This window comes from Microbacterium profundi (assembly GCF_000763375.1).
Lineage (GTDB): Bacteria > Actinomycetota > Actinomycetes > Actinomycetales > Microbacteriaceae > Microbacterium > Microbacterium profundi.
On the sequence record NZ_JPSY01000001.1, the window covers coordinates 1670715 to 1695665 of the forward strand.

General features: G+C 67.5%; 24 protein-coding genes. 21 read left to right on the forward strand and 3 right to left on the reverse strand.

Annotated elements, in window-relative coordinates; translation table 11 throughout:
* Positions 1 to 131: 131 nt before the first annotated feature.
* From JF52_RS0107955 to JF52_RS0108035, 17 genes are all read left to right on the forward strand, one after another.
* The gene (locus JF52_RS0107955; protein WP_235272342.1) at positions 132 to 1427 is read left to right on the forward strand and encodes an ABC transporter substrate-binding protein; all 1296 of its coding nucleotides are present in this window, start codon (positions 132 to 134) and stop codon (positions 1425 to 1427) included.
* Between the two features lie 59 nt (positions 1428 to 1486).
* Positions 1487 to 2380 carry a carbohydrate ABC transporter permease gene (locus JF52_RS0107960; protein ID WP_152594868.1) on the forward strand — a complete coding sequence of 298 codons (894 nt, stop codon included), beginning with the start codon at positions 1487 to 1489 and terminating at the stop codon, positions 2378 to 2380.
* Entirely contained in the window at positions 2380 to 3258 is an 879-nt protein-coding gene (locus tag JF52_RS0107965) for a carbohydrate ABC transporter permease (protein ID WP_033105710.1), read from the forward strand. The genes JF52_RS0107960 and JF52_RS0107965 overlap by 1 nt, the downstream gene beginning before the upstream one ends.
* 113 nt (positions 3259 to 3371) lie before the next feature.
* Positions 3372 to 5051, forward strand: coding sequence for a glycoside hydrolase family 13 protein (locus JF52_RS0107970; RefSeq protein ID WP_033105711.1), 1680 nt, complete (start codon positions 3372 to 3374; stop codon positions 5049 to 5051).
* Positions 5052 to 5230: 179 nt separating this feature from the next.
* The gene (locus JF52_RS0107975) at positions 5231 to 6148 is read left to right on the forward strand and encodes a metal ABC transporter solute-binding protein, Zn/Mn family (protein ID WP_033105712.1); all 918 of its coding nucleotides are present in this window, start codon (positions 5231 to 5233) and stop codon (positions 6146 to 6148) included.
* Positions 6145 to 6975, forward strand: coding sequence for a metal ABC transporter ATP-binding protein (locus JF52_RS0107980; protein ID WP_084595697.1), 831 nt, complete (start codon positions 6145 to 6147; stop codon positions 6973 to 6975). The genes JF52_RS0107975 and JF52_RS0107980 overlap by 4 nt, the downstream gene beginning before the upstream one ends.
* A gap of 160 nt (positions 6976 to 7135) precedes the next feature.
* Positions 7136 to 8008 (forward strand): metal ABC transporter permease, encoded by an 873-nt coding sequence (locus JF52_RS0107985; protein WP_052166943.1) that lies wholly within the window; start codon positions 7136 to 7138, stop codon positions 8006 to 8008.
* A 9-nt stretch (positions 8009 to 8017) separates the two neighbouring features.
* Positions 8018 to 8437 (forward strand): Fur family transcriptional regulator, encoded by a 420-nt coding sequence (locus JF52_RS0107990; protein ID WP_033105714.1) that lies wholly within the window; start codon positions 8018 to 8020, stop codon positions 8435 to 8437.
* 101 nt (positions 8438 to 8538) lie between these two features.
* Positions 8539 to 9477, forward strand: coding sequence for a permease (locus JF52_RS0107995; protein WP_235272383.1), 939 nt, complete (start codon positions 8539 to 8541; stop codon positions 9475 to 9477).
* On the forward strand, positions 9470 to 10273 hold the full coding sequence (locus JF52_RS0108000) for a TIGR03943 family putative permease subunit (protein ID WP_052166841.1): 804 nt from the start codon (positions 9470 to 9472) through the stop codon (positions 10271 to 10273). Before JF52_RS0107995 ends, JF52_RS0108000 begins: the two co-directional genes overlap by 8 nt.
* Positions 10263 to 11966: a TolB-like translocation protein gene (locus JF52_RS0108005; RefSeq protein ID WP_052166842.1), complete on the forward strand. Its 1704-nt coding sequence runs from the start codon at positions 10263 to 10265 to the stop codon at positions 11964 to 11966. Before JF52_RS0108000 ends, JF52_RS0108005 begins: the two co-directional genes overlap by 11 nt.
* 4 nt (positions 11967 to 11970) lie before the next feature.
* Positions 11971 to 12633: a DNA-3-methyladenine glycosylase gene (locus tag JF52_RS0108010; RefSeq protein ID WP_033105716.1), complete on the forward strand. Its 663-nt coding sequence runs from the start codon at positions 11971 to 11973 to the stop codon at positions 12631 to 12633.
* Positions 12634 to 12782: 149 nt separating this feature from the next.
* The gene (gene rpmB / locus JF52_RS0108015; protein WP_033105717.1) at positions 12783 to 13019 is read left to right on the forward strand and encodes a 50S ribosomal protein L28; all 237 of its coding nucleotides are present in this window, start codon (positions 12783 to 12785) and stop codon (positions 13017 to 13019) included.
* The gene (rpmG, locus tag JF52_RS0108020) at positions 13019 to 13189 is read left to right on the forward strand and encodes a 50S ribosomal protein L33 (protein WP_033105718.1); all 171 of its coding nucleotides are present in this window, start codon (positions 13019 to 13021) and stop codon (positions 13187 to 13189) included. The genes rpmB and rpmG overlap by 1 nt, the downstream gene beginning before the upstream one ends.
* Positions 13190 to 13191: 2 nt before the next feature.
* Positions 13192 to 13497, forward strand: a complete 306-nt coding sequence (gene rpsN / locus JF52_RS0108025) for a 30S ribosomal protein S14 (RefSeq protein WP_033105719.1) — start codon at positions 13192 to 13194, stop codon at positions 13495 to 13497.
* 481 nt (positions 13498 to 13978) lie between these two features.
* A complete protein-coding gene (locus JF52_RS0108030) occupies positions 13979 to 14266 on the forward strand; it encodes an HU family DNA-binding protein (protein ID WP_033105720.1) in 288 nt (95 codons plus the stop codon).
* Positions 14267 to 14364: 98 nt separating this feature from the next.
* Positions 14365 to 16371 carry a cytochrome c oxidase assembly protein gene (locus JF52_RS0108035; RefSeq protein WP_084595698.1) on the forward strand — a complete coding sequence of 669 codons (2007 nt, stop codon included), beginning with the start codon at positions 14365 to 14367 and terminating at the stop codon, positions 16369 to 16371.
* 4 nt (positions 16372 to 16375) lie between these two features.
* Here JF52_RS0108035 and JF52_RS0108040 read toward each other — a convergent pair whose 3' ends face one another.
* Entirely contained in the window at positions 16376 to 17434 is a 1059-nt protein-coding gene (locus JF52_RS0108040; RefSeq protein ID WP_033105721.1) for a hypothetical protein, read from the reverse strand.
* Positions 17435 to 17526: 92 nt separating this feature from the next.
* Between JF52_RS0108040 and JF52_RS0108045 the strand changes: the two genes are divergently transcribed.
* On the forward strand, positions 17527 to 18936 hold the full coding sequence (locus JF52_RS0108045; RefSeq protein WP_052166843.1) for an ATP-dependent DNA helicase: 1410 nt from the start codon (positions 17527 to 17529) through the stop codon (positions 18934 to 18936).
* On the opposite strand, the gene JF52_RS0108050 is transcribed toward JF52_RS0108045, so the two are convergent.
* On the reverse strand, positions 18933 to 19580 hold the full coding sequence (locus JF52_RS0108050) for a biliverdin-producing heme oxygenase (protein WP_033105723.1): 648 nt from the start codon (positions 19578 to 19580) through the stop codon (positions 18933 to 18935). The genes JF52_RS0108045 and JF52_RS0108050 overlap by 4 nt on opposite strands.
* Positions 19581 to 19801: 221 nt before the next feature.
* A complete protein-coding gene (locus JF52_RS0108055) occupies positions 19802 to 20113 on the reverse strand; it encodes a DUF2470 domain-containing protein (protein ID WP_033106477.1) in 312 nt (103 codons plus the stop codon).
* Between the two features lie 99 nt (positions 20114 to 20212).
* Between JF52_RS0108055 and JF52_RS0108060 the strand changes: the two genes are divergently transcribed.
* Genes JF52_RS0108060 through JF52_RS0108070 form a run of 3 tightly spaced genes read left to right on the forward strand, consistent with a single transcriptional unit; the run spans position 20213 to position 24930 of the window.
* Entirely contained in the window at positions 20213 to 21496 is a 1284-nt protein-coding gene (locus JF52_RS0108060) for a serine hydrolase domain-containing protein (RefSeq protein WP_033105724.1), read from the forward strand.
* A gap of 30 nt (positions 21497 to 21526) precedes the next feature.
* Positions 21527 to 22381 (forward strand): tryptophan-rich sensory protein, encoded by an 855-nt coding sequence (locus tag JF52_RS0108065; protein ID WP_200880971.1) that lies wholly within the window; start codon positions 21527 to 21529, stop codon positions 22379 to 22381.
* Positions 22378 to 24930, forward strand: a complete 2553-nt coding sequence (locus JF52_RS0108070; protein ID WP_033105725.1) for a glycoside hydrolase family 2 protein — start codon at positions 22378 to 22380, stop codon at positions 24928 to 24930. Before JF52_RS0108065 ends, JF52_RS0108070 begins: the two co-directional genes overlap by 4 nt.
* Positions 24931 to 24951: the final 21 nt, after the last annotated feature.

A 24951-nucleotide genomic window follows, 5' to 3' on the forward strand; every position in this document is an offset into this window, starting at 1 on the left:
CCCCTTGACCTTCCTGACGTTCCAATGAGAGAGTACCTCTCAGCAGAATAGATTCGCTCGCTAGATTTAGTGGACGGATCTACAGGATCGGGAGGACGATGGTGTCTGAGAAACGAACACGGGCGTTGCGGATGACCGCCGGGGCCCTCGGCCTCGCGATGGTCGGGGCCGCCCTCACGAGCTGTGCGGCCGGCTCAGGTGCGGAGACGATCCGCTTCACGTTCAACAAACGCGAGGCGATCCCGTTCATGACCGAGCTCGTCGCCGAGTACAACTCGTCTCAGGACGACGTGCGGGTGGAGATCGACACGTCGGGGCCGGACGTCATCTCGGCCAGCTTCGTGCGCGGCAACCCGCCCGACCTCATCCTCGGCAACTACAACTACGAGATCGCGCGCTTCGTGCAGCGCTGCGCCCTCACCGATCTCTCCGACACGGATGCGGCGGCCGGCATCCGGGACGACCTGCAGCCGCTCATGGAGCAGTACGGATCGTGCGAAGGCCGCACGAGCGCACTGCCCTACTCGGTGATGGCGGCCTCCGTGATCTACAACAAGGAGATCTTCGAGGAGCAGGGGCTCGAGGTCCCGCAGACGTGGGACGAGCTGATCGCGCTCTGCGAGCAGCTGAAAGGGGCGGGTATCGACCCGTTCTACGCCACGTTCAAGGACGACTGGACCGTGGGGCAGGGCTGGTACGACTACACGATCGGCGGCTCTATCGACACGATCGACTTCTTCGACACCATGGCGGTCGAAGGCGCCGCGGTCGGCCCGGACTCCGAGGTCTCGTTCGAGAAGGAGTTCGCCGAGCCCATGGCGCAGATGATGCAGCTCGCAGACGAATACACGAATGCGGATGCCGCGAGCCGAGGCTACGGCGACGGCAACCTCGCCTTCAGTAAAGGCGAGGCGGCGATGTACCTGCAGGGGCCGTGGGCGTTCAGCGAGATCGCGAAGACCGCGCCCGACCTCGAGCTCGGCACCTTCCCCCTGCCCATGACCGATGACCCGGCCGACCTCGGCGTCCGGGTGAACATGGACCTCGGCGCGATGATCCCCGAGGGATCGCGGCACCAGGAGGCGGCGCGCGATTTCCTCGAGTATCTGTACCTGCCCGAGAACATCGAGACCTACAACGCGTCGCAGCTCGGCTTCACCCCGACCAAGGATGCTCCGGCCCCGGATGATCCGCGCATCGAGGGGATGATCGACTACTACGAGAACGGGCAGATCTATCAGGGGCCATCGGTGCTCGTGCCCAAGACGATCCCGGTGATGAACTACGCGCAGGCGATGGTGCTCGGCGCCTCGACCACTTCGACGCTGCGCACCATGGACGCGGATTGGGCTCGCATCGCCTTCCGCGCGCCGATCCCGACCACAGGCGATGCGGCCGCCGGCGAGACAGAGGAGTCCGCACCGTGAGCACCACCGCATCCGCGAACATCACGCGGCCGAACAGCCCGACGACGGACACGACCGCCATCGTCACCGGGCAGGGGCGCAGGCTCCGTCGGCACACCCGAAGAGTTGAGCCGATCTACTACCTGTTCCTGCTACCGACCATCGTGCTGTTCACTCTCGCGATCACTCTTCCGGCCGTCATGGGGATCTTCTTCAGCTTCACGGACTCGATCGGCATCGGCGAGTGGAGCTTCAACGGATTGACCAACTACATCGCGATGTTCGGCGACCCGGCGATCCTGCAGAGCTACCTGTTCACGTTCGGCTTCTCGATCGCCACCGTGATCGTGGTCAACGTGATCGCATTCCTCCTGGCTGTGGGACTGACCTCCCGCATCCGCTTCAAGACCGGGCTGCGCACGATCTTCGTGATCCCGATGGTGATCTCGGGCATCATCATCGCCTACGTGTTCAACTTCCTGTTCTCGAACTCGATTCCTGCCGCTGGTGCGGCCACCGGCATCGGTTGGCTCGAGACGAGTCTGCTGGCCAACCCCGACCTCGCCTGGGTGGCGATCGTGGTGGTGACCGCATGGCAGGCCGTTCCCGGTGCGCTGCTGATCTACATCGCCGGCCTGCTCTCGGTGCCGAACGAGGTGTACGAGGCGGCGAGCATCGACGGAGCGAGCAAGACCCAGCAGCTGACACGCATCACGATCCCGCTCGTCGCGGGATACGTCGTGATCAATGTGATCCTCGGGTTCAAGGGCTTCCTGAACGCCTACGACATCATCGTCGGCCTCACCAACGGCGGCCCAGGGACCGCGACCCGCAGCGTCGCGATGACGATCATCGCGGGCTTCAACAGCGGCGACTACGCCTATCAGATGGCCAACGCGACGATCTTCTTCATCGTCGCCGTACTCATATCCCTGCTTCAGCTCTCGCTGACCCGCGGAAGGAATGCGCTCTGATGTCGACGCAGACGCTCACCACCATCCCCACTTCGGGCAAGAAGCCGCGCGTGCGTATGGAGCGCGTCAACTGGTCGGGCACGATCATCCTGATCCTGTGCGCTGTCACCGTGCTGCTGCCGCTGTACGTGACCATCTCGATGGCGTTCAAGACCACGGGGCAGGCGGTCGACGGCAACGCCTTCTCGCTTCCCGCGCCGTTCAGCATCGACGGGTTCGTCGAAGCATGGAATCTCACGAAGTTCCCAGTCGGAGCGGCCATCTCGCTGCTGGTGACTGCGGGAACCGTGATCGCGACGATCGTGCTCGCCGCCTTCGCCTCGTACGCGATCGTGCGCAACTGGGACCGGCGACTGTTCCGCTACTCGTTCTTCTACCTGCTCGCGGCGATGTTCATCCCGTTCCCGGTGGTGGCGCTGCCGCAGATCCAGCTCACCGGACGCGTCGGACTCGACAACCCGCTGGGCGTGATCATCCTCGCGACGATGTTCCAGCTCAGCTTCAGCGTGCTGCTGTTCACCGCCTTCCTGCGGTCGATCCCGATCGAGCTGGAGGAGAGCGCGCGCATCGACGGAGCGACGACGTGGCAGACGTTCTGGCAGCTGATCTTCCCGCTCCTCGCACCGATGAGCGCGACAGTCGGCATCTTCGCGTTCCTCTACGCCTGGAACGACTTCATGATGCCGTCATTGATCATCTCCGACCCGGCGCTGCAGACGCTCCCGGTGCGCCAGAACCTGTTCCAGACGCAGTTCAGCAACAACTACAACGTCTCGTTCGCCTCGTATCTGATGGCGATGGCCCCGGCGATCCTGGCGTACCTGTTCACGCAGCGCTTCGTCATGGAGGGCGTCACGCAGGGCGCTGTCAAGGGCTGACATCATGACCACCGGTCCCTGAGCCTGTCGAAGGGCCCGCACCGCACCATCACCGCAAGACCACCGCAAGACCACTGCAAGACCACCGCAAGAAAGAAGGAGCACCACCCGTCATGACCGATCCGCTTCTCACCGAGACCCGCGAAGACGAGAAGACAGCAGCGTGGTGGCGTCAGGCCGCCGTCTACCAGATCTACCCGCGCAGCTTCGCGGATGCGAACGGCGACGGACTCGGCGACATCCCGGGCATCGTCTCCCGCGTCGACTATCTCGCGCAGCTCGGCATCGACGCGGTGTGGCTGAGTCCGTTCTACCCGTCGGCGCTCGCGGACGGCGGCTACGACGTCGCCGACTATCGCGACGTCGATCCGCGGCTCGGCACGCTGGAGGACTTCGACGCCATGGTCGCGGCGCTGCACGAACGCGGCATCCGCGTCGTCGTCGACATCGTCCCCAACCACACGTCCGACCTGCACGAGTGGTTCCAGGAGGCGCTCGCCGCAGGCCGCGGTTCGGATGCGCGTGAGCGGTACATCTTCCGTGATGGCGAGGGCCCCGATGGCGCTGAGCCGCCCACCGACTGGGGTGCCGCATTCGGCGGACCCGCGTGGGAGCGCGTCGAGGACGGGCAGTGGTACCTGCACAGCTTCGCCACCGAGCAGCCGGATCTGAACTGGGATCACCCCGAGGTGCGCGCGGACTTCCTGAAGACATTGCGCTTCTGGTCCGACCGCGGTGTCGACGGATTCCGCATCGACGTCGCACACATGCTCACGAAGGATCTCACCGAGCCGCTGCCGTCCCGCGCCGAGTTGGAGCTGCTCGACCGGTCCTCCGGCCGCCATCCGCTGGCCGACCGCGACGAGGTGCACGAGATCTACGCCGAGTGGCGGAAGGTCTTCAACGAGTACGACCCGCCGCGCACCGCGGTCGCCGAGGCCTGGGTCGAGACTCCGGAGCGCCGCGCGAAGTACGCCTCAGCCGAGGGGCTCGGACAGGCGTTCAACTTCGACCTCCTCGTCGCGGACTTCGATGCCGACCAGTTCCTGCGCATCATCGCCGACAACCTCGAGCAGGCGCGGGCGACCGGATCGTCGACGACGTGGGTGCTCTCCAACCACGACGTCACGCGGCACGCCACCCGGTACGGGCTCGCGCCGCTCGCCGGGCGTCCGGTCAAGCAGGGTGTCGAGTGGGTCGCGGCAGGTGGTCCGGAGGACGAGCTCGATCGCGCACGTGGTGCGCGGCGGGCCAATGCAGCGACGCTGCTGCTGCTCGGGCTTCCCGGCAGCACGTACCTCTACCAGGGCGAGGAGCTCGGACTGCACGAGGTCGCGGCGATCTCGGCCGAGCAGCGGCAGGACCCGTCGTTCTTCCGCGGCGCCTCATTCGACGGTCTCGGGCGAGACGGATGCCGTGTACCCCTGCCATGGACGGCATCCGGATCCTCGTTCGGATTCGGCGCCGACGGTGCGCACCTGCCGCAGCCGGCCTGGTTCGCCGAGCACGCCGTCGATGTCGAGGCGGCCGATCCGTCTTCGACGCTCTCGCTCTACCGTGACGCGCTGCGCCTGCGCCATCTGCTGCAGGCGGAGGAAGCGCTGGTCTGGACCGACACCGGGCGCGCCGACGTACTGCGCTTCGCGAGGCCGAACGGCTGGGAGATCGTGACGAACTTCGGGGAGGAACCGTTCGACCTGGCGGCGGATGCTGCGAACGTCGTGCTCTCGAGCCTCGCTCTTGACGGGCAGTTGCTGCCTGGTGAGGCCACGGCCTGGATCGCGCCGGCCTGAGGCTTCGGCTCGCTTCGCTCGCTCAACCCGTTTCGTCTCGCTTCGCTCGCTCAACGACCCGCATGGATATCACGCAGGAGGATTCTCTGCGGGGTGTTGAGCGCAGCGACGGGTCGAAGCCGTCACTGCGCTCACCGCCGTTATGAGAATGGTTATCATTAGCGTGTAGAGTCGAGTGCATGAAGAAGCCTCTCGGTGCACTTGCGCTCGCATCCGTCTCCGCTCTCGTCCTCGCGGGATGCTCCGCCGCACCCACGGCCCATGCAGGTGCGGATGACGGCGTGATCCAGGTGGTGGCCAGCACCAACGTCTACGGGGCGCTCGCCGAGCAGATCGGCGGCGATCGGGTCGATGTGACCTCGATCATCACGTCCGCCTCGCAGGATCCGCACTCGCATGAGGCATCCGCGCGTGACCGCCTGACCGTGCGGGACGCAGAGCTCATCATCGAGAACGGCGGCGGGTACGACTCGTTCATGGACACCCTGATCGCCGACTCCGATGTGCGCGTCTTCACGGCGGCTTCGTTCTCCAACGACTATCCCGGCAATGAGGGGGACGACGATGCCGAGGGCTTCAACGAGCACGTGTGGTTCGACCCCTACACGATGATCCACGTCGTCGAGGGCATCGCGGCGGATTTCAGCGAGATCGATCCCGACGGCGAAGCCGACTTCACCGCCGCTGCGGCCGAGATCGGCACCGAATTCGAGGGCTTCGGGGCCGAGCTCGAGACGATCGGCACCGAGGCACGCAACGCATCCGTGTTCATCACCGAGCCGCTGCCCGGCTACATCGCCACGGCGGCCGGTCTCGTCGACGTGACGCCCGAGGGCTTCGCCGAAACGGTGGAAGAGGGCGCCGACGTCGCACCCGCCACACTGCTCGCCGCTCTCGACGTGATCGAGGGCGGCGGGGTCAAGGCGCTGCTCACCAACGCGCAGACCGGCGGCGCCGAGACCGAGCGCGTCGAAGAGGCGGCGGAGGCCGCAGGCATCCCCGTCGTCGCGTTCACCGAGCTGCTCGAGGACGGATCGTCGTACTCCGAGTGGATGCGTGATGCGATCCAGGACCTCGACGCCGCACTCCAGAAATGAGTGGGGTTGACACCGGCATGAGCGCGGGCCGATCGGCGCCGGTGCTCGAGATCACCGGTGCCGCGCTTCATCGGGGACATCGGGAGCTGTGGTCCGGCCTTGATCTGACCGTCGAGTCCGGTGAATTCATCGCCGTGCTCGGACCGTCAGGATCGGGCAAGACCACGCTCATGCGGGCGATCCTCGGCCTTCAGCCGCTTAGTGCGGGCAGCATCCGCGTCGCGGGTCACCCCGTGCGCCGCGGCAATCCGCGCATCGGGTACATCCCTCAGCAGCGCCCGCTGCCTCCGGACACCAGCATGCGCGCCCGAGACGTCGTCGCCCTCGGTGTGAACGGCACCCGGTTCGGGCTGCCCATTGCGCGCCGCGGCGATCGTGCACGCGTCGACGCGCTACTCGACGGCGTCGGCGCTTCGCACTTCGCCGATCGTCGCGTCGGTCTGCTCTCCGGCGGAGAACAGCAGCGGTTGCGGGTCGGACAGGCCCTCGCCGATGCGCCGACGCTGCTGCTCTGCGACGAGCCGCTGTCGAACCTCGACCTCGCCAACCAGCGCGGCATCACCGACATCATCGACCGTCAACGCCGCGAGCGCGACGCCGCCGTGCTGTTCGTGACGCATGACATCAACCCGATCCTGGGCAGAGTCGACCGCATCCTCTACATCGCGGGCGGCCGCTTCGTGCTCGGCACCCCGGACGAGGTGCTGCAGAGCCGCGTGCTCAGCGATCTGTACGGCACAGCGGTCTTCGTGCTCCGTGCCGGCGACCGCCTCGTCGTCGGGGTGCCGGACGCCGAGCCGCACCACGATGCGGGAGAAGTCGCATGATCGCGCCGTCGGGTGTGCAACAACTGCGGAGAACTGCACGTTCTTCGGAGGCATTGCACGAATCTCTCCGAGATAGCTGCACTTCTCCGAAGTTGGTGCCCGGCACCGCGCCGGCATTGGTGCTCGGATGCTGCGCGGGGGTGCCCGCATGATCGCGCCGATGATCGACTGGGGAGACGTCTTCTCCTTCCAGGACTACGGCGCACTCGTCGCGCTCCTCGCGAACTCGATCATCGCCGGCGCAGTGATCGGCGTCGTCGGCGGCCTGATCGGCGTCTTCGTGATGCAGCGCGACCTCGCCTTCGCCGTGCACGGGGTGAGCGAGTTGTCGTTCGCCGGTGCAGCCGCAGCCCTGCTCTTCGGCGGCAGCGTGGTGGCAGGGTCGCTCGGCGGCGCCCTCGTCGCTGCGATCCTGATCGGCATCCTCGGTTCGAAGGCGCGCGATCGCAACTCGATCGTCGGTGTGCTGATGCCGTTCGGCCTCGGCCTCGGCATCCTTTTCCTGTCTCTCTACGATGGCCGAAGCGCCAACCGTTTCAGTCTGCTGACGGGTCAGATCGTCTCGGTGTCCAGCCCGGACCTCGGCTGGCTGATCGGCATCAGCGCCTTCGTTCTCATCGGGCTGCTGGTGATGTGGAATCCGCTGCGGTTCGACTCGCTCGACGACGTCGCGGCCAGTGCCCGCGGCATCCCGACGAGGACGCTCAGCCTGGCGTTCATGGTGCTGCTCGGCCTGATCGTCGCGGTCTGCGTGCACATCATCGGTGCGCTGCTGGTCATGGCGCTGCTGGTCACGCCGGCCGCGGCGGCCATGCGCGTGGCCGCCGGCCCGCTCACCGTGCCCCTGCTCGCGGCCCTGTTCGGCTTCGTCTCGGCGGTCGGCGGCATCCTGCTCGCGCTCGCCGGAACGCTGCCGGTGAGCCCGTACATCACGACGATCTCGTTCCTGATCTACGTGGGATGCTGGGTGGTGCAGCGCATGCGCGCGCGGGTGACGCGACGCTCTCAGCCCGTGACAAGCGCCGCGGCCTAGACTCTCGGTATGGCTCAGCGCAATACCTGGCAGCGCGAGCGAGTGCGCGAAGCGCTCGCGGATGCGCGCGGTTTTGTGAGCGCGCAGACCCTGCACGCCACGCTCCGTGATGAGAAGACCGGTATCGGTCTCGCCACGGTCTACCGTGCGCTGTCGGGTCTTGCCACCGCCGGCGACGCCGACACACTGCAGAGCCCAGAGGGCGAGGCGCTCTACCGCGCCTGTTCGACCGAAGGCCATCACCACCACCTGATCTGCCGATCGTGCGGGCTGACCGTCGAGATCGAGGCGAAAGACGTCGAGGCTTGGGCGCAGCGCACCGCCTCGCTGCACGGCTTCAGCGAGGCGGAGCACGTCGTCGACATCTTCGGACTGTGCACTCCGTGCGCGAACCGGCGCGCAGCCGCTGAGGGATCAGCGTCCGCGTGAGCACCGTCAGCGCGCCGCGCGCGTCGACTGCTGCAGGGTCAGGTCGCAACCAGCGCGCCCCTCGCTCGCCATGGATCGGCGTCGGCCTCGGGGTCGTCGTTATCGCCGCGCTGTTCCTGATCGACAGGTTCGCGCCCGCGCTGTTCCAGGCGTCGTTGCCCAGCCGTGCGCAGGACGGTCTGACACTCGCGTTGAGCGTGCTGATCGAGGCGCTGCCGTTCGTCGTGCTCGGCGTGGTGCTCTCGATCGTGGTGCAGGTGTGGCTGCCGCCGGATCTCATCCAGCGCTGGTTGCCCACTCGGGGTTGGGCCCGCCGCGCGGTGCTCTCGCTGCTCGGGATGCTGATCCCCGTGTCCGAGTGCGGCAATGTGCCTTTCGCTCGTGGTCTGATGATGCGCGGTCTGGCGCCGGCGGAGGCGATGACCTTCCTGATCGCCGCACCCATCGTGAACCCGATCGTCATCATCACGACCCACGCCGCATTCGGCTGGGACGGCGGCATCCTGGTCGCTCGGCTCGTCGGGGGCTACCTGATCGCGAACCTCATCGGCTGGATCTACAGCCGCCACCCCTCACCCGACGCCCTGCTCACCCAGCAGTTCACCGCCACCTGCGAGCGGGTGCAGCGCGAGCACGGCACGCCCACGCGCCGCAGCCTGACGCAGTTCCTGATCGAGTTGCGCGCAGTCATGCCTGCCCTCGTCATCGGCTCCGTGCTCGCAGGGGCGGTGCAGGTGCTCGTGCCGCGCGACATGCTGCTGGCGATCGGTTCGAACCCCGTGCTCTCGATCGTCGCGATGATGGCGCTCGCGATGACGGTGGCGATCTGCTCGAACGTCGACGCCTTCTTCGCGCTGTCATTCGCATCGACATTCTCATCCGGCGCGCTGATCGCGTTCCTGCTGGTGGGGCCGCTGGTCGACATCAAGATGCTCGCACTGCTGCGCACGACCTTCACCACCCGCACCCTCGTGGGCGTCGTCGCGGTCGTCGTGATGAGCGCGTTCGCGATCGGGATCGGGGTGAACGTCTTTGGCTGATCAGACCCGCCCCCGCTGGCGAGCCATCGCGACGCGCTGGCTCGGTCTCGGCCTGGCCGTCGTCATCTCGGTCGTGACGCTCGGCCTCGGCCTCACCGGCCGGCTCACGCTCTACATCAGCCCCGAGTCGATCTGGTTCGCGTGCGTCGGAGCGGTCGTCGTGCTCGCCGGAGCCATCTGGTCGTGCACGCTGCCATTGGGCGCGGAGACGGACCACGGTCACGACCACGGACATGCGCTAGCGGATGCCGTAGCCCCCCGGCGTGCGCTGAAGCTCGCCGGCGTCGTCTCGGCGGGAGTCGTCGCGAGCGGCGTCGTCATCGCGGCGCTCGTGCTGCCGCCCGCGTCGCTGTCGGTCGAGCTCGCGACGTCTCGGGCGGATGCGACCGGCCCCGTCTTCGCGGCTGCGGACGCCCCGACCCTCGGCGTCGCGGACACCACGGCCTTCGGGGTCGGGGAGTGGTCGAGCGTCTTCGCCACCGCCACCCGGCCGGAGGCGTACGACGGCTCGACCGTGACGCTGACCGGCTTCGTCACGCGGGGCCCCGACGCGGATGCCGTGAACCTCACCCGCATGATCATCACGCACTGCGTGATCGATGCCCAGCCCGCCGCAGTGCCGGTGAGCGTCGATGCCGGCGAGAGCGGCAAGGGGCAGTTCAGCACAGGGCAGTTCAGCACAGGACAGTGGATCGAAGTCACCGGCACGGTCACCGCCGATAGCGACGGGTCGCTCCGCGTCGTTCCGGCCTCGGTGGTCGAGATCGACGAGCCAGAGGATCCGTATGAGTACTGAGGATCATCCCGAGGTGCCCCAGACGCGCGCCGAAGCCCGTGCCGCCCGCGAGGCCGCGGAGCGCGAGGCCGAGGAGCGAGAGCCGGCGGAGCGCGAGGCCGCGGAGCATTCGGGGACGGGTGCGGACACCGAGGATGCCTCCCCACGCGGGTCGTTGAGCGAGCGCAGCGAGACGAAACGCGTTGAGCGAGCGTCAGCGAGTCGAAACGAAGCGCCGAACCCGCCGGAGGTCCCGCGTGCGCCGGAGGGGGAATGGCTTCGACTCCCTCCGGTCGCTCAGCCCGTTTCGTCTCCGTCGCCTCCGCTCAACGACCCGCAGCAACGAACCCCCGATCGCCGCTTCCTCTACACGATCCTCGCGGTGCTCGCCGTGCTCGGGGTCGTGGTCGGGGGACTCAGTGCGGTCAGCCTCCTCCAGGGCCCGCGGGTCAGCGACGTCCAGGTCGATGAGGCCGAGGCCATCGACGTCTCGGGCAGCCGAGTGATCCTCACTGCCAACCAGTCGCTGCAGCAGATCGACGAGTCACAGGTCACGGTCGAGCCCGCTGTGCCGTTCACGGTTGACGCCGAGGGCCGTAGCATCGGCATCCGCTTCACCGTCCCTCTCGACGACTCGACGGAGTACACCGTGCGCGTCGCCGGTGCCACGGGCGCCGGCGGAGGGCCGGCATCCGATCTGTCGACCTCGTTCACCACGCCCGCTGCCAAGATCTTCCTGCTCAACCGCTCCGATGACGACGACTCGATCTTCCGCACCGACCTCAGCGGCGAGAATGCGGTGCCCGTCTTCTCGCATCCGCGCATCAACGACTATCGCTCGACGTCGACGCGACTCGTCGTCGCCGTCGAAGATGACGACGGGTCTCGGATCCTGGTGATGGACCACGACGGCGACAACGTCCGCGAGCTGCCCCTGCCCGGTGACGGTTACGTCAGCTCGGTGCAGGTCTCCGAGCGGGGCGGGCTGGTCGGCTACACGTATTCCGACCGAGAACTCAGCGAGGACACCGGGCGTGCGAGCGTGCTCGTCACCCAATCGATAGACGGTGACGACGAACCGCAGATCATCGAGGTCGGCGACGCCGAGGCCAGCATCGCCGAATGGCAGTTCGTGCCCGACTCGGCCGCGGTGCTGTTCATCGACTTCGCCGGCACGCTCTCCCTCGATGACCGTTCCGGTGGCGCAGGGGCGCAGAACATGGGCATCGCCGTGAGCCTGCCCGGCATCTCGCGCGGCACGTACACCGCGATCGTGCGGCGGGCCGACGGCAGCACCGTTGCGCTGAACCTCGCCGACGGCTCGGAGACTGCGATCACGGCATCCGATCCCGACTTCGGACCGGCGACGACCATCACGCCGTACCCCGGCGGCACGCTGCGGCACATCGTCGCACGGGATCCGAACGGCCTCCCCACGGGGCAGGCCATCATCCGGGTCGACGACGATGGTGCGGCGACCTCGCTGTTCGACGTCGCCTCGGGAAACGCGATCCTGCAGGCCTGCCCGTCGCCGAGCGGACAGTACGTCGCGATCACCGTCGCTCCGACGCTGGTCGAGAATCCCTATGACGACCTGCTCGTGCCGCTGCCGAAGACCCTTCAGACGCACCTGATCGACCTGCGCTCCGGTGAGGAGATGGTCGTGCTGACCGGTTTCGACGCATCGTGGTGCCAGATGGCGCCGCGGTTCTGAGCTCATGACGCTTCGCCGCGCGACCCGGGACGAACTCGCAGCGCTGCCGATCGAGGTCGCACCGAAGCTGCTCGGCGGCGAACTGCGCACAGTGGTCGGCGGCGCAGAGGTACGGCTGAGGATCACCGAGGTCGAGGCCTATCACGGACGCGGCACAGGAGAGCGGGCAGACCCCGGATCCCACGCGCGGATGGGCATGACCGCACGCAATGCCACGATGTGGGGAGAGCCGGGACATCTGTACGTGTACCTCAGCCACGGCATCCACTCATGCGTCAACGTCGTGTGCGGACCGGACGGGATCGCCGGCGGTGTGCTGCTGCGTGCGGGTTCGGTGGTCGAGGGCACGGATGCTGCGACCGAGCGATCGGGCAGATCAGGGCGCGACCTCGCCCGCGGTCCTGGTCGATTCGGGCAGGTGTCGGGCCTCCGGCATCCGCTCCACGACGGGATCGATGCGATCACCGGAACCGGGTTGCACGGCGCGAGCGCCCAGCTGTGGCTCGCAGGGGGCGCCTTCCGAATCGCGACGGGGCCGCGCGTCGGGGTCGCCGGGCTCGCCGGCACGCACGCGTTCCCCTGGAGGTTCTGGATCGAGGGCGACCCATCCGTATCGGTGTTCCGCTGGGGGCGAGGCGCAGCCGACGCGCAGGCCATGCTAAACTGACTCCTTGTCTGCGCACACTCCTGTGCGTAGTTCGTGTGCTGTCTCCCTCCTTCGGTCGCTGAGCTCGTCGAAGCGTCGAGAGGTGCGGCGCGCAGACAAGGGATCTTGGGTGAGGCCGTCCGGCCTCACGGTAATGAAGGAGTAATCACATGGCAGCAGTGTGCCAGGTGACAGGAGCTGTTCCCGGCTTCGGTCACACCATCTCGCACTCGCACCGCCGGACGAAGCGCCGCTTCGACCCGAACGTGCAGAAGAAGACCTATTTCGTGCCGTCGCTCGGCCGTAAGATCACGCTGAACGTGTCCGCCAAGGGCATCAAGGTGATCGACGTCCGCGGCATCGAGAACGTCGTCAAGGACCTCAAGGCGAAGGGTGTGAAGCTCTAATGGCTAAGAAGTCTCAGGACATCCGTCCGATCATCAAGCTGCGTTCGACGGCAGGCACCGGGTTCACGTACGTGACCAAGAAGAACCGTCGCAACACCCCCGACCGTCTCGTGCTGAAGAAGTACGACCCGGTCGTCCGCAAGCACGTCGAATTCCGAGAGGAGCGCTAAACATGGCTAAGAAGAGCAAGATCGCTCGTAACGAGCAGCGCAAGGTCATCGTCGAGCGCTACGCCGCCCGTCGTGCCGAGCTGAAGAAGACCCTGGTCGACCCGGCCGCAACCGACGAGGCCCGCGAGGCTGCTCGCGTCGGCCTGCAGAAGCTGCCGCGCAACGCATCGCCGGTGCGCGTCCGTTCGCGCGACGCCATCGACGGCCGCCCCCGTGGCATGCTGACGAAGTTCGGCATCTCGCGTGTGCGCTTCCGCGACATGGCACACCGTGGCGAGCTGCCCGGCATCACCAAGTCGAGCTGGTAAGCAACGCTTTCAAGGGGCGAGGATCTTCGGATCCTCGCCCCTTCTGCGTGCCCGGGGTCTCCCTCCTTCGTGAGGTGTGGGCGCGGCATCCGCTCGTCTTGGGGAGGTGGCGGTGTGGTTGCGGCATCCGCTCGTCCTGGGGAGGTGGCGCTTCGTGTCGCTTCACGCGCGGGGAGGCGGCCTCAAGCGCCACCTCGCGGGTGGCGGTGTGGTTGCGGCATCCGCTCTGCTGGGGAGGTGGCGCTTCGTGTCGCTTCAGGCGCGGGGAGGCGGCCCCAAGCACCACCTCCCGGGCGAATCACCCTAAAATCTGTGACTGGAGTGACGAAAGTGACGCGACACGCCTATGAAAACCCCAAAACCCGCGAAATGACGCGGAAATGTGGGCAGTGGTTGATACATTCGAGGCGGTCACTCGACCAGCGGGCGGCATCCGCTTCCCGAACCACAACGATGCGACACTTCGTCGCTGGAGGATGACATGGCTGACAAGTCCATCACCAAGACCGAGCTCGTCGCGAGCATCGCAAGCGCCACCGGCCAGAGCCAGGCCACCGTCTCGGGTGTCCTCGACGCACTCTTCGGCACCGTCTCCGACGCTGTCGCCAAGGGCAGCAAGGTCTCGATCCCGGGCTGGATCTCGTTCGAGCAGGTCGACACCGCAGCTCGCACGGGCCGCAACCCCCAGACCGGCGCCGAGATCAAGATCCCGGCCGGCAAGCGCGTCAAGGTGACCGCCGGTTCCAAGCTCAAGGCAGCCGTCAAGTAAGACAGCTCCTTTCGAAGGCCGCCCCTGCTCGATGGGGGCGGCCTTCGTGCTGTCCGCGGCCGTCCGCGCCGCACGCCGTACGCGCTTAGGCTGGAAGGGTGACTTCTCCCGGCCTGCGCACCACACGCGCGTCGGCGTATCGTGCGGCCGGTCTCGTGATCCTCGCCGTCGCAGCCGTCGTCGCTCTCCTGGTCGCGCTGCAGCTCGGCGGGGGAGCAGCGCCGCTGCTGCTCAGCGATCCAGGACCCTTCGTGCGCTGGGGGCTCCCGGTCGCGCGAATGGTGAACAACATCAGCGCAGCCGTCATGATCGGCTCGATGGTGCTCGCCCTGTTCGCCCTGCGTGCGGGCGAGAAGCCCTTCGAGACGGCGCTGGATGCGGCATCCATCGGCGCAGCCGTCTTCACGATCTCGTCCGCGGTGACCGCGTTCCTCACGTTCCTCGGCGCCTTCAACGTGCAGCTCAGCCTCGAACAGCAGTTCGGTGAGCAGCTCGGACGCTTCCTGCTCACGCTTCCGCTCGGCCAGGCCTGGCTGATCACGACCATCATGGGCGCACTCGTCACGGTCCTCGCGTTCGCGTGGCGTGGCTGGACATCCACCCTGATCGCGGCGGTCATCGCTGCGGCGGCCCTCCTCCCGATGGCGAATCAGGGCCATTCCGGCGCGCTCGCCGGTCACGCCATCGCCGTCAACTCGATCCTGTTGCACACGGTCGGCGCAGCCGTCTGGCTGGGCGGGCTGCTTCTGCTGATCGTGCTGCGTCGCGCAGGGGGCATCGATCACACCGACCTGGTGCGCCGCTATTCGTCGCTGGCGATCGCAGCGTTCTTCGTGGTCGCCGTGTCGGGAATCGCGCGCTCGACCGTCAGCCTCGGCGGCTGGGAAGGGCTCTGGACGCCGTACGGCCTCATCATCGTCGCCAAGGCGGTGCTGCTCGGCGGCATGGGCCTGCTGGGCGCCTGGTATCGCGCTCGGCTGATCCCTCGCCTCAGCGGCGAGAGCGCTTCGCGCTGGTTCTGGATGCTGGTGCTCTGCGAAGTCGCCCTGATGGGGCTCGCTTCGGGAGCGGCGGCGGCGCTCGCGCGCACGCCCCCGCCGACCGGCGAAACCGCCGCGATCCTGAAGACGCCCGCCGAACTGCTCACCGGCTCCCCGCTACCGCCCGAGTTCACGATCGACATGTGGTTCACCGGCTGGGACGTCGACATCCTCTGGGTCGTGGGCGCAGCCCTCGGACTGTTCTTCTATCTCGCCGGCGTCTGGCGCATGCACCGCCGTGGCGACAAGTGGCCGATCCACCGCACGATCTTCTGGGTGCTCGGGCTGATCATGCTCGTGTGGGTCACGTCGGGTCCGATCAACCTGTACCAGGACTACCTCTTCAGCGTGCACATGCTCGGGCACATGATGCTCACGATGGCCATCCCGCTGCTTCTGGTCTCCGGGGCGCCGATCACCCTCGCGCTGCGCGCGATCCACAAGCGCGACGACGGCACCCGCGGCGGCCGCGAATGGATCATGTGGGCCGTGCACTCGCGGTTCTCGAGGGTCATCACCCACCCCTTCGTCGCGGCCGGCCTGTTCATCGGCTCCCTGTGGGCGTTCTACTTCACCGACCTCGTCCGGTGGTCGATGTACGAGCACCTCGGCCACGAGTGGATGGTCATCCACTTCCTCATCACGGGCTATCTGTTCGTGATGAGCCTGGTGGGCATCGACCCCGTGCCGTATCGGCTGCCGTATCCCGGACGGCTGATCACCCTGATCGCGGTCATGGCGATGCACGCGTTCTTCGGCATCGCGATCATGATGCAGGAGGGGCTCATGGTCGCCGAGTGGTTCGGGTCGATGGCGCGCACGTGGGGTCCGACGCCTATGGAGGACCAGTACATCGGCGGCGGCATCGCCTGGTCGATCGGTGAGATCCCCACTCTGATCGTCGCGATCACCGTGGCGATCCAGTGGAGTCGCGACGACACCAAGGTGCAGCGCCGCAACGACCGTCACGCCGACCGCACCGGTGACGCGGAGCTTGCGGAGTACAACGCCCGACTCGCGGCCATGGCCGATCGCGATGCGCGTCAGGCGGCCCGCGAGAGCTGACCGCTCACTCTCCGGCGGATCCCACCCTGATGGATGCCGATCCGTCGGCGAGGATGTCGATCGTCCCGTTCACGCGGAACGGCACGTCCTCGGACACATGCTCGATCGAGCCGTCGAAGAGGGAACGGATGTTGACCTCGATGTGCGCGACGGCCTCGGCCGTGGGGATCGCCCATCCTGCGCCGCTCGGCTCGACCGTGACCGTCGGCTGCTGGCTGATGGTCCAGGTCGGGAGGTCCTCGATGCGGTTCTGCACCTTGAGCCCGAACGGGCATGCTGTCGGCTGCAGCACCTGCTGAGTGGCGCACTCGGTGAGGAACTCCTCGACTCGGGTCTGGACGACCGAGCGGAACTCCTCGGTCGGCTGCGTCTGGATCTCGACCGGGGTCTGCGTGAGCGGGGAGTCGGCCAGGATGCTGAGCCCCGGAGAACTGGAGATCGCAGTGTCGACCGTGATCGAGTACACGCCCGGAGTGAACACCAGCATCGGCAGAGGGTCCAGCGGCGCGGCCTCCATCCCGGCGGACGAGACCTGACGGCGGTCGATCTCGAATCCGTTGACCGCGAACCGGTCGGAGCCGAGCACGGTGAGCGAGACCGCCGAAAGAGGCGTGCGGGCGAATCGCCAGTTCGGGGTCACACCGGCCCAGCCGTCCTGCTCCACCTCGAACGTGCTCTTGCCGGGGTGGGAACCTGCCACGTACGAGACGGTCACAGAGGTGACGTCGTCGTCGGTGACCTCGTCCACGACGTCGACGTCGGTGAGGGGAGCGAGAGCGGCTTGGCGCAGGAGCGCCTCGGATGCTGTCTCCTCGATACCGGCATCGTCGAGGGTCGCGCGATCGATGGCGACGCCCGGTACCTGCAGTGCATCGGCGGCGCGGCCCGACGCCAACAGGTCGAGGTAGCGCGTGACGAAGGCGCCAGGACCGTAGTACTCCTTGTACAGTGCCGCTCCGCCGGCAGCGATCGCGCCGACGAGGAGCACGCCGACGACGGCCAGCGCCGTGAGGTCGACCCAGAGTCGGCGGCGCCGAGGCGTCGTCGGCTGGGGCTGATCCATGGCGCCAGTCTAGGAGGGCGGCCTGAGACAGCGCCGAGCGCCGCGACCCTTCGACAGGCTCAGGGAGCGTGACATTTCGACGGTCACGTACCATGAGAGTCGTGTCTCTTCCCGCCCTCTCGTCCGAGCAGCAGGAGCTGTATCGGCTCATCGAGGACACCAGGGAGCATGTCTTCATCACCGGCCGTGCTGGTACGGGCAAGTCGACGCTGCTGCAGTACTTCGCCTGGAACACCGAGAAGCAGATCGCGATCTGCGCGCCGACCGGTGTCGCGGCGCTGAACGTCGAGGGGCAGACGATCCACTCGCTCTTCCGCCTGCCGATCGGTCTCATCGCCGAGAGCGAGATCGAGCAGAACGACGCCACCCGCCGCATCCTCAACGCCATCGACACGCTCGTGATCGACGAGATCTCGATGGTCAACGCCGACCTCATGGACGGCATGGACCGCGCGCTGCGGCAGGCGAGAGGCCGGCGAGCCGAGCCGTTCGGGGGCGTGCAGGTGGTCATGTTCGGCGACCCGTACCAGCTTGCCCCCGTGCCGCCGCGCGGCGATGAGCTGCGCTACGTGCAGGATCACTACCGCTCGTTCTGGTTCTTCGACGCGAAGGTGTGGGCCGGGGCGACGATGGGCGAATCCGACGGACTCATCGATCTCGGCAGACATGGCGCCGAGCTGCACGTGCGCGAGCTGGTGCAGATCCACCGGCAGTCCGATGACGGCTTCAAGGCGATGCTGAACGCCGTGCGCTACGGGCGGGTGACGGCGGAGATCGCCGGCGTCCTGAACGAGCAGGGTGCGCGCACACCTCCCGAGCCCGAACCCGGCGAGGTGCCGATGATCACGCTCGCCACCCGCAACGACATCGTCAACAACATCAACCGACGCCATCTCGCGGCGCTCGCCGGCAAGGAGCAGACAGCGCGGGCCGAGATCAACGGCGACTTCGGGCGCGGAGATTCCTCTTATCCTGCGGATGCCGAGCTCAAGCTCAAGATCGGTGCGCAGGTCATGTTCCTGCGCAATGACGTCTCCATGGGCGGCGAGCCGCCGCGCTGGGTGAACGGCACGATCGGCACGGTGAAGCGCATCCTCGGTGGATCGGTGCGCGTGGAGATCGACGGCGAGAACGTCGATGTCGAGCCGGCCGTGTGGGAGAGGTTCCGCTACTCCTACGATCAGAACACCAAGACGCTCAGCCGCGACGTGATCGCAGAGTTCCTGCAGTTCCCGCTGCGGCTGGCCTGGGCGGTCACGATCCACAAATCCCAGGGAAAGACCTACGATCGGGCGGTCATCGACCTCGGCGGCGGAGCGTTCGCACCAGGGCAGACCTATGTGGCGCTCTCGCGCCTGACCTCACTCGACGGCCTCTACCTCTCCAGGCCGCTGCGTCCGAGCGACATCAGGGTCGATGAGGATGTGCGCCGCTTCATGCGGGAAGCGTGGGAGCGGGCGTCTACGCCCGCCCTTCGACAGGCTCAGGGACCGAACGCCTAAGCTGCGACGCGCACCCTGTCGAGATCTTCGAACAGCTCGGTGTTGAACCTGTATGCCAGCAGCACTTCGTCGATCACGCGCTCGCGCTCCGCTGCGTCCCAAGGCGCGGCATCCAGTTGTTCGCGGTAGACGTCCTTGAAGGCGTTGGGATCGGCGATGTCGTCGAACAGGTAGAAGCCGACGCCGTTCGTCTCGAAGCCGAACCGGCGCTGCATGACGCGCCCGATGAAGATGCCGCCGGAGAGGTCGCCGAGGTAGCGCGTGTAATGATGGGCGACGAAGCCGCCCACCCAGGTCGCTCCGACCTCGTTGATGCGGTCGACGTAGCGCTGTGTCGTCGGCAGTGGCGTGATGCTGCCCCGCCAGTCCGGGCCGATGAGGAACTCGAGATCGGCCTCGAGGGCGGGAAGGCGAGTCAGCTTGTCGCTGATGAACACCGCGGCGACCGGATCCTTGCGCATCCGCTCACCGGCGGCTTCCAGGGCCTCGTAGATGAAGAAGTGCTGCGTGACGAGGGCTGCGTAGTCCTCACGCGAGCCTTCGCCTTTGAGCAGGTCGGACATGAACCCGGCGTGCTCGCTGCGCGAGTGCGAACTCGAGGAGCGCTCGCGCAGGGCGGCGGAGAAGGAAAGGATTTCAGCCATGCCCTCAGTGTAAGGGCAACCTAACCTGCAGAGGAAGCCCTCGACCCTTCGACAGGCTCAGGGATCGACAGGCTCAGGGATCGACAGGCTCAGGGTCGACAGCCTCGCTCGCTGAGCCTGTCGAAGCGTCGGCGCAGAAGACCCTTCGACAGGCTCAGGGGTCGACAGGCTCAGGGGTCGACAGGCTCAGGGGTCGACAGGCTCGCTCAGGGGTCGACAGGCTAGTGCGGCCGTGGCTCGATGCCGAGCCTCTCGCACGCGGCGTCGTAGAGCGCCACGACCTCCCGGCGCACGGCCGGCCGCTCGGAGATCTCGCCGCCCGGCCACGGGACACGAAGCTCTTCCGGGATGCCGGCGCGGGTGATCTGCCAGACGCCGCCGTAGCCGTCGAGGTCGGTCATCACGGCATTCGTGATCTCGACATCGGATGCCGAGGTGTTGGCGCGCGCGATGAGCATGTTGTCGTCGGCGTGGTCGACGTTCATGTGGTGGAGGATCGCCGCGACGACGTCGGATTCGAAGATGTGAGGCACGTCATCACTGTACGTCTCCTCGGAGGGACGGCGCCGGATGATGGGTTTCAGGTTGTGCGCTTTAGACTCGGGAGCATAGATCTTCCGGGAGCCACCTTCATGCACCTTCTCTCGTCGCGCCGCTGGCGTGCCGCCGCCGCAGGCGCCGCTGCGCTCGCGCTCGTCCTGACCGGCTGCTCGTCCGAGGATTCCTTCTCCTACACGCCGCCCGAACAGGTCGATGCCGCCCTTCCGGATGACACAGCAGCCCAGCTTCAGGCCGCCGTCGAGAACGCGATGGTCGCGACCGGCTCGACCGGGGCGATCGTCGGGGTGTGGGTGCCGTGGAGCGGCACCTGGGTCACCGGCCTCGGTACCCAGACAGTCGAGGACCAGTCCGAGATCACGACCGACATGACCTTCCGCATCGCCGATGTCACGCGAATGATGACCTGTGATGTCCTGTACGGCCTCGTGGATGACGATGTCGTCGAACTCGACGCGTCGGTCCCCGAGTACGTGTCCGGAGTCGCCCAGATGGAGGACGTGACTCTGCTCGACCTCTGCAACGGCACCAGCGGCGCAGGCTCGTCCGAGACAGCGGTCAAGGGGATGTGGCTCAACACGCCGGAGCGCGTGTGGCCGGCGCTGGAGCTGGCGTCGTTCGGCCTCGGTCTGGACGCCGTGGAGCCGCGAACGACCTATCGTGATTCGGATGCCGGCTACCTTCTGCTCGGACTCGCCCTGGAGCGGGCCTCCGGCAAGAGCGCTTCCCAGCTCATCGCCGAGTACGTGACGCAGCCGCTGGAGCTCGCCGGGACCTCTCTCCCCGGCCCGACGGCGGCACCCCCAGGCGACGTCGCGCTCAGCGGCACCTATCTGCCCGCAATCGAGGGCGGCTACGACTGCGCTGCGCGCTCCGACATCACGACACTCTCCTCGAGCACCGGGTTCACCGATTCCGGCGCCGTCTCCACGATCGATGACCTCGGCCGGTACGTACAGGCGACGGCGCGACAGGGACTGCGCGACGAAGGAGCCAAGCCGGCCCGCTTCTCGGCCCCCCTCCCTGCGTACGCGGGTGCTCCCTCGTGGTATCAGGCGACGGGCGGCGCTTACCTCGTCGGTCCTCTGATCGGTCAGCACGGATGGACCCCCGGCTATGCGACTGCCGCATACTCCGACCCGACGACCGGGTTCACCGTCGCCGTCGTGCTGAACAACTCGACGGGGGGCGGCTCGCCCGCTGCGTATCTCGCCTGGGAGCTCGCGGCCATCGCCTCGAAGGCGCCGGCGGCGAGCGGCCAGACGGCGCCCGAGTTCGGGTTGCCCTTCACTGCCGAGCAGTACCGCCAGGCGATCACCGACTCCGCCGTCTGCGCCACGCCGCCGCCCGCCGAGTAGTCGTCGCGGTGTCACGTTTAGTGTGGGGGCATGCACCAGACGGAGAAGTCTGACCGCGTCCGCCGCATCATCGTCGCACTGACTGTCGCCGGAGCGGTCGTCGCCGCGGTCTTCGGCTCGGGTCTGCTGGGCGGAACGCCCATGCCGGAAGCGGCGGGCGGTGCGTTCGCCGCAGATGCCACAGTGCTCGCCCCAGCCGGGATCGCGTTCGCGATCTGGTCCGTGATCTACCTCGCTCTGGTGGCGTACGCGCTCTGGCAGCTGGTTCCGTCCCAAGCGGCGAAGCCGCTTCATCGCGCGGTCGGCTACGGCGTCGCAGCATCCGCTCTTCTGAACGCCGTGTGGCTCATGTGCGTGCAGGCGTGGCGTATTGCGGAGTCGTTCGTGATCATCGTGATCCTGCTCGGCGTGCTGCTGGTGACGTTCGTCCGGGTCTGTCGCCGGCCACGTCGCGGCACGATCGCGGAGATCGTGCTCGTCGACGGGACGATCGGTCTTTACCTGGGGTGGGTGACGGTCGCGGCGGCGGCGAACCTCGCCGCCTGGCTCGCCGCCGTCGGGATGGATGCGTGGGTGCAGGCCCCCGGGGTGCCCGGAGTGCTCACGCTGATCGTCGCCGGTCTCATCGCCCTGTTCACGGCCTGGCGCGGCGGGCGCTGGGCGCCGGCAGTCGCCACGGCATGGGGTCTCGTGTGGATCGCGGTCGGACGATGGTCCGAAGATCCGGCGGCACCGGGCGTCGCTGCCACCGCCGTCGTGCTGGCGGTCGTGGTGCTGGGGGTGACGGCGTGGCGGTTCCGTGCACGCACGACGCGTACTGCCGAGAAGGCCGGCATCCACGGGGATGGACTTCGGGGGGCTCGGCGCGGCACAGTTGATCAGTGACCACCTCCGCGCACTCTCGCCTCGTCCGCACCCCGCTCGCCGTCGGGTGGCAGGTGCATGCGGCATCCGGTCCCGCCGAGGTCGGCGCTGATCCGATTCCCGCGACGGTGCCGGGAGTGGTGCACCTCGATCTGCTGCGCGCCGGGCTCATTCCCGACCCCTATCTCGACGACAACGAGTCGGCGCTCGCCTGGATCGGCCTGGTCGACTGGACCTACCGCACGACCATCTCGCTGTCGGACGAGGCGCTGCGGGCATCCGCGCGGCATGATCTCGTCTTCGACGGGCTCGACACTGTCGCGACGATCACGCTCAACGACCAGGTGATCGCCGAGGTCGCGAACCAGCACCGTTCCTACCGCTTCGACGTCACCCGTGTCCTGACCGCGGGAGACAACGAGCTCACCGTCGCGTTCCGCAGTCCGGTGAAGTACGCGAACGCGCAGAGCATCGCCCTCGGCGTGCGCCCGCGCCCGTACCCGCTGCCGTACGACGCGATCCGCAAGTCGGCGTGCAGCTTCGGATGGGACTGGGGCATCGCGACGTACACGAGCGGCATCTGGCGCGAGGCGCGTCTGGAATCGTGGTCGGATGCGCGGCTCGCGCAGGTGAGCCTGCACGCGCAGCCCGAGGGCTCCGGCGGCGTGCTCTGGGTGCACGCGGCGCTGGAGCGCGCAGCATCCGTCCCGCTGTCGGTCACGGTACGCATCGGTGACGTGACGGAGGTCATCGAGATCGCAGCGGATGCCGAGCATGTGCAGGCCGGCGTGCGATTGGACGCCGTCGAGCGATGGTGGCCGACGGGATACGGCGAGCCGGTGCTGTACGACGTCGAGGTCTCGCTGTCCTCGGAAGACACGGTGCTCGATGAGGCGTCGCGCCGGGTCGGCTTCCGTGACCTGCGCTGGGACACGACGCCGGATGCTGCGGGCACCCCGTTCACGCTCATCGTGAACGACCAGCCGATCTATGTGAAGGGCGTGAACTGGATTCCGGACGACGCGTTCCCGAGCCGCGTCGACCGGGACCGCTACCGTGGCCGACTGCAGCAGGCGAAGGACGCGAACCTCAACCTCATCCGCGTCTGGGGTGGGGGCATCTACGAGTCGGAGGACTTCTACGGCCTCGCCGATCAGCTCGGGCTTCTGGTCTGGCAGGACTTCCTGTTCGCGTGCGCCGCCTATGCCGAGGAGGAACCGCTGCGCTCGGAGGTCGAGGCCGAGGCGCGTGAGAGCATCGGCCGTCTCGCGCATCGGGCATCGCTCGTGCTGCTCACCGGCAACAACGAGAACACCTGGGGCTACGAGGACTGGGGCTGGAAGAGCATCCTGGACGGCAGGACCTGGGGCGCGCACTACTACTACGAGCTGCTGCCCGCACTGATCGCCGAGCTCGCACCGCACGTGCCGTATGCGCCGGGCAGCCCGTTCAGCCCCGGTGGCGGATGGGACGGAAGTGCGCAGACCGGCCCGCATCCGAACGACGAAGAGCACGGCTCGATGCACCTGTGGGAGCAGTGGAACCGCCGTGACTGGCCCACGTACCGGGAGCACAGACCACGCTTCGTCGCGGAGTTCGGGTGGCAGGGACCGCCGACCTGGACCACACTGACCCGTGCGATCAGCGACGATCCGCTCACCCCGGAATCGCCGGGCATGATCGTGCACCAGAAGGCGGCCGACGGCAACGCCAAGCTCACCGGCGGTCTCATCTCGCACTACCGCGTGCCGGGGGACATCGAGACGTGGCACTGGGCCATGCAGCTCAATCAGGCGAACGCGGTGACGTGCGCACTGGAGTGGTTCCGCTCGCTCGCCCCGCACAACGCGGGCGCGATCGTCTGGCAGCTCAACGACTGCTGGCCGGTCACGTCGTGGGCGGCGATCGACGGCGACGGGCGGGAGAAACCGCTGTACTTCGCATTGAAGAACGCGTTCGCGCCCCGGACGGTGTCTGTGCAGCCGGTGGATCCTGTGCAGCCGGTGGATCCTGTGCAGCCGGTGGATCCCGCGCAGCCCGCGGATGGCGGGCTGGTCGCAGTGCTTACGAACGACGCGGCTGAACCCTGGCAGGGCGAGGTCGTCATGCGTCGCATCGGGTTCGACGGCGCTGTTCTCGCGTCGGATGCCGTGCACGTCGAGGTCGCAGCGCGCGAGACGGTGCGCATCGACGTGCCCGCATCGCTCGCCGTAGCCGGCGATGCTGCACGAGAATTGGTGACGATCGAGGCGCTGGGCGCGCGTGGGCTGTGGTGGTTCGCCGAGCCGCGCGACAGCGCGCTGGCTGCGGCGCGGCTGTCATCCGAGGTGGAGGCTGTGGATGACCACGGCGGGTACGACGTGACGATCACGGCCGAAGGCCTGGTGCGCGATCTCACGCTCCTGGTAGACAAACTCGATCCTTCGGCCACGGTCGATCGAGGACTCGTGACGCTGCTGCCTGGTGAGCGGGCGCGGTTCCGCATCGGCGGGGCTGCTGCGTGGGTACCGGATGCGGATGCGGTGATCAGCCACTCGGTCGCCCGCTCCGGCAATCAATTGGTGAGGTGACGCACCTCTTGTCAAGGCCCT

Excerpts from the sequence above, each read along its gene's own strand:
- JF52_RS0108060 (WP_033105724.1), top strand. The coding sequence starts at position 20,213 with ATGCACCTTCTCTCGTCGCGCCGCTGGCGTGCCGCCGCCGCAGGCGCC.
- rpsN (WP_033105719.1), top strand. The coding sequence starts at position 13,192 with ATGGCTAAGAAGAGCAAGATCGCTCGTAACGAGCAGCGCAAGGTCATC.
- JF52_RS0108010 (WP_033105716.1), top strand. The coding sequence starts at position 11,971 with ATGACGCTTCGCCGCGCGACCCGGGACGAACTCGCAGCGCTGCCGATC.
- JF52_RS0107955 (WP_235272342.1), top strand. The coding sequence starts at position 132 with ATGACCGCCGGGGCCCTCGGCCTCGCGATGGTCGGGGCCGCCCTCACG.
- JF52_RS0107980 (WP_084595697.1), top strand. The coding sequence starts at position 6,145 with ATGAGTGGGGTTGACACCGGCATGAGCGCGGGCCGATCGGCGCCGGTG.
- JF52_RS0108065 (WP_200880971.1), top strand. The coding sequence starts at position 21,527 with ATGCACCAGACGGAGAAGTCTGACCGCGTCCGCCGCATCATCGTCGCA.
- JF52_RS0107965 (WP_033105710.1), top strand. The coding sequence starts at position 2,380 with ATGTCGACGCAGACGCTCACCACCATCCCCACTTCGGGCAAGAAGCCG.
- JF52_RS0107990 (WP_033105714.1), top strand. The coding sequence starts at position 8,018 with ATGGCTCAGCGCAATACCTGGCAGCGCGAGCGAGTGCGCGAAGCGCTC.
- JF52_RS0108045 (WP_052166843.1), top strand. The coding sequence starts at position 17,527 with ATGAGAGTCGTGTCTCTTCCCGCCCTCTCGTCCGAGCAGCAGGAGCTG.
- JF52_RS0107975 (WP_033105712.1), top strand. The coding sequence starts at position 5,231 with ATGAAGAAGCCTCTCGGTGCACTTGCGCTCGCATCCGTCTCCGCTCTC.
- rpmB (WP_033105717.1), top strand. The coding sequence starts at position 12,783 with ATGGCAGCAGTGTGCCAGGTGACAGGAGCTGTTCCCGGCTTCGGTCAC.
- JF52_RS0108050 (WP_033105723.1), bottom strand. The coding sequence starts at position 19,580 with ATGGCTGAAATCCTTTCCTTCTCCGCCGCCCTGCGCGAGCGCTCCTCG.
- JF52_RS0107985 (WP_052166943.1), top strand. The coding sequence starts at position 7,136 with ATGATCGACTGGGGAGACGTCTTCTCCTTCCAGGACTACGGCGCACTC.
- rpmG (WP_033105718.1), top strand. The coding sequence starts at position 13,019 with ATGGCTAAGAAGTCTCAGGACATCCGTCCGATCATCAAGCTGCGTTCG.
- JF52_RS0108030 (WP_033105720.1), top strand. The coding sequence starts at position 13,979 with ATGGCTGACAAGTCCATCACCAAGACCGAGCTCGTCGCGAGCATCGCA.
- JF52_RS0107970 (WP_033105711.1), top strand. The coding sequence starts at position 3,372 with ATGACCGATCCGCTTCTCACCGAGACCCGCGAAGACGAGAAGACAGCA.
- JF52_RS0108040 (WP_033105721.1), bottom strand. The coding sequence starts at position 17,434 with ATGGATCAGCCCCAGCCGACGACGCCTCGGCGCCGCCGACTCTGGGTC.
- JF52_RS0108005 (WP_052166842.1), top strand. The coding sequence starts at position 10,263 with ATGAGTACTGAGGATCATCCCGAGGTGCCCCAGACGCGCGCCGAAGCC.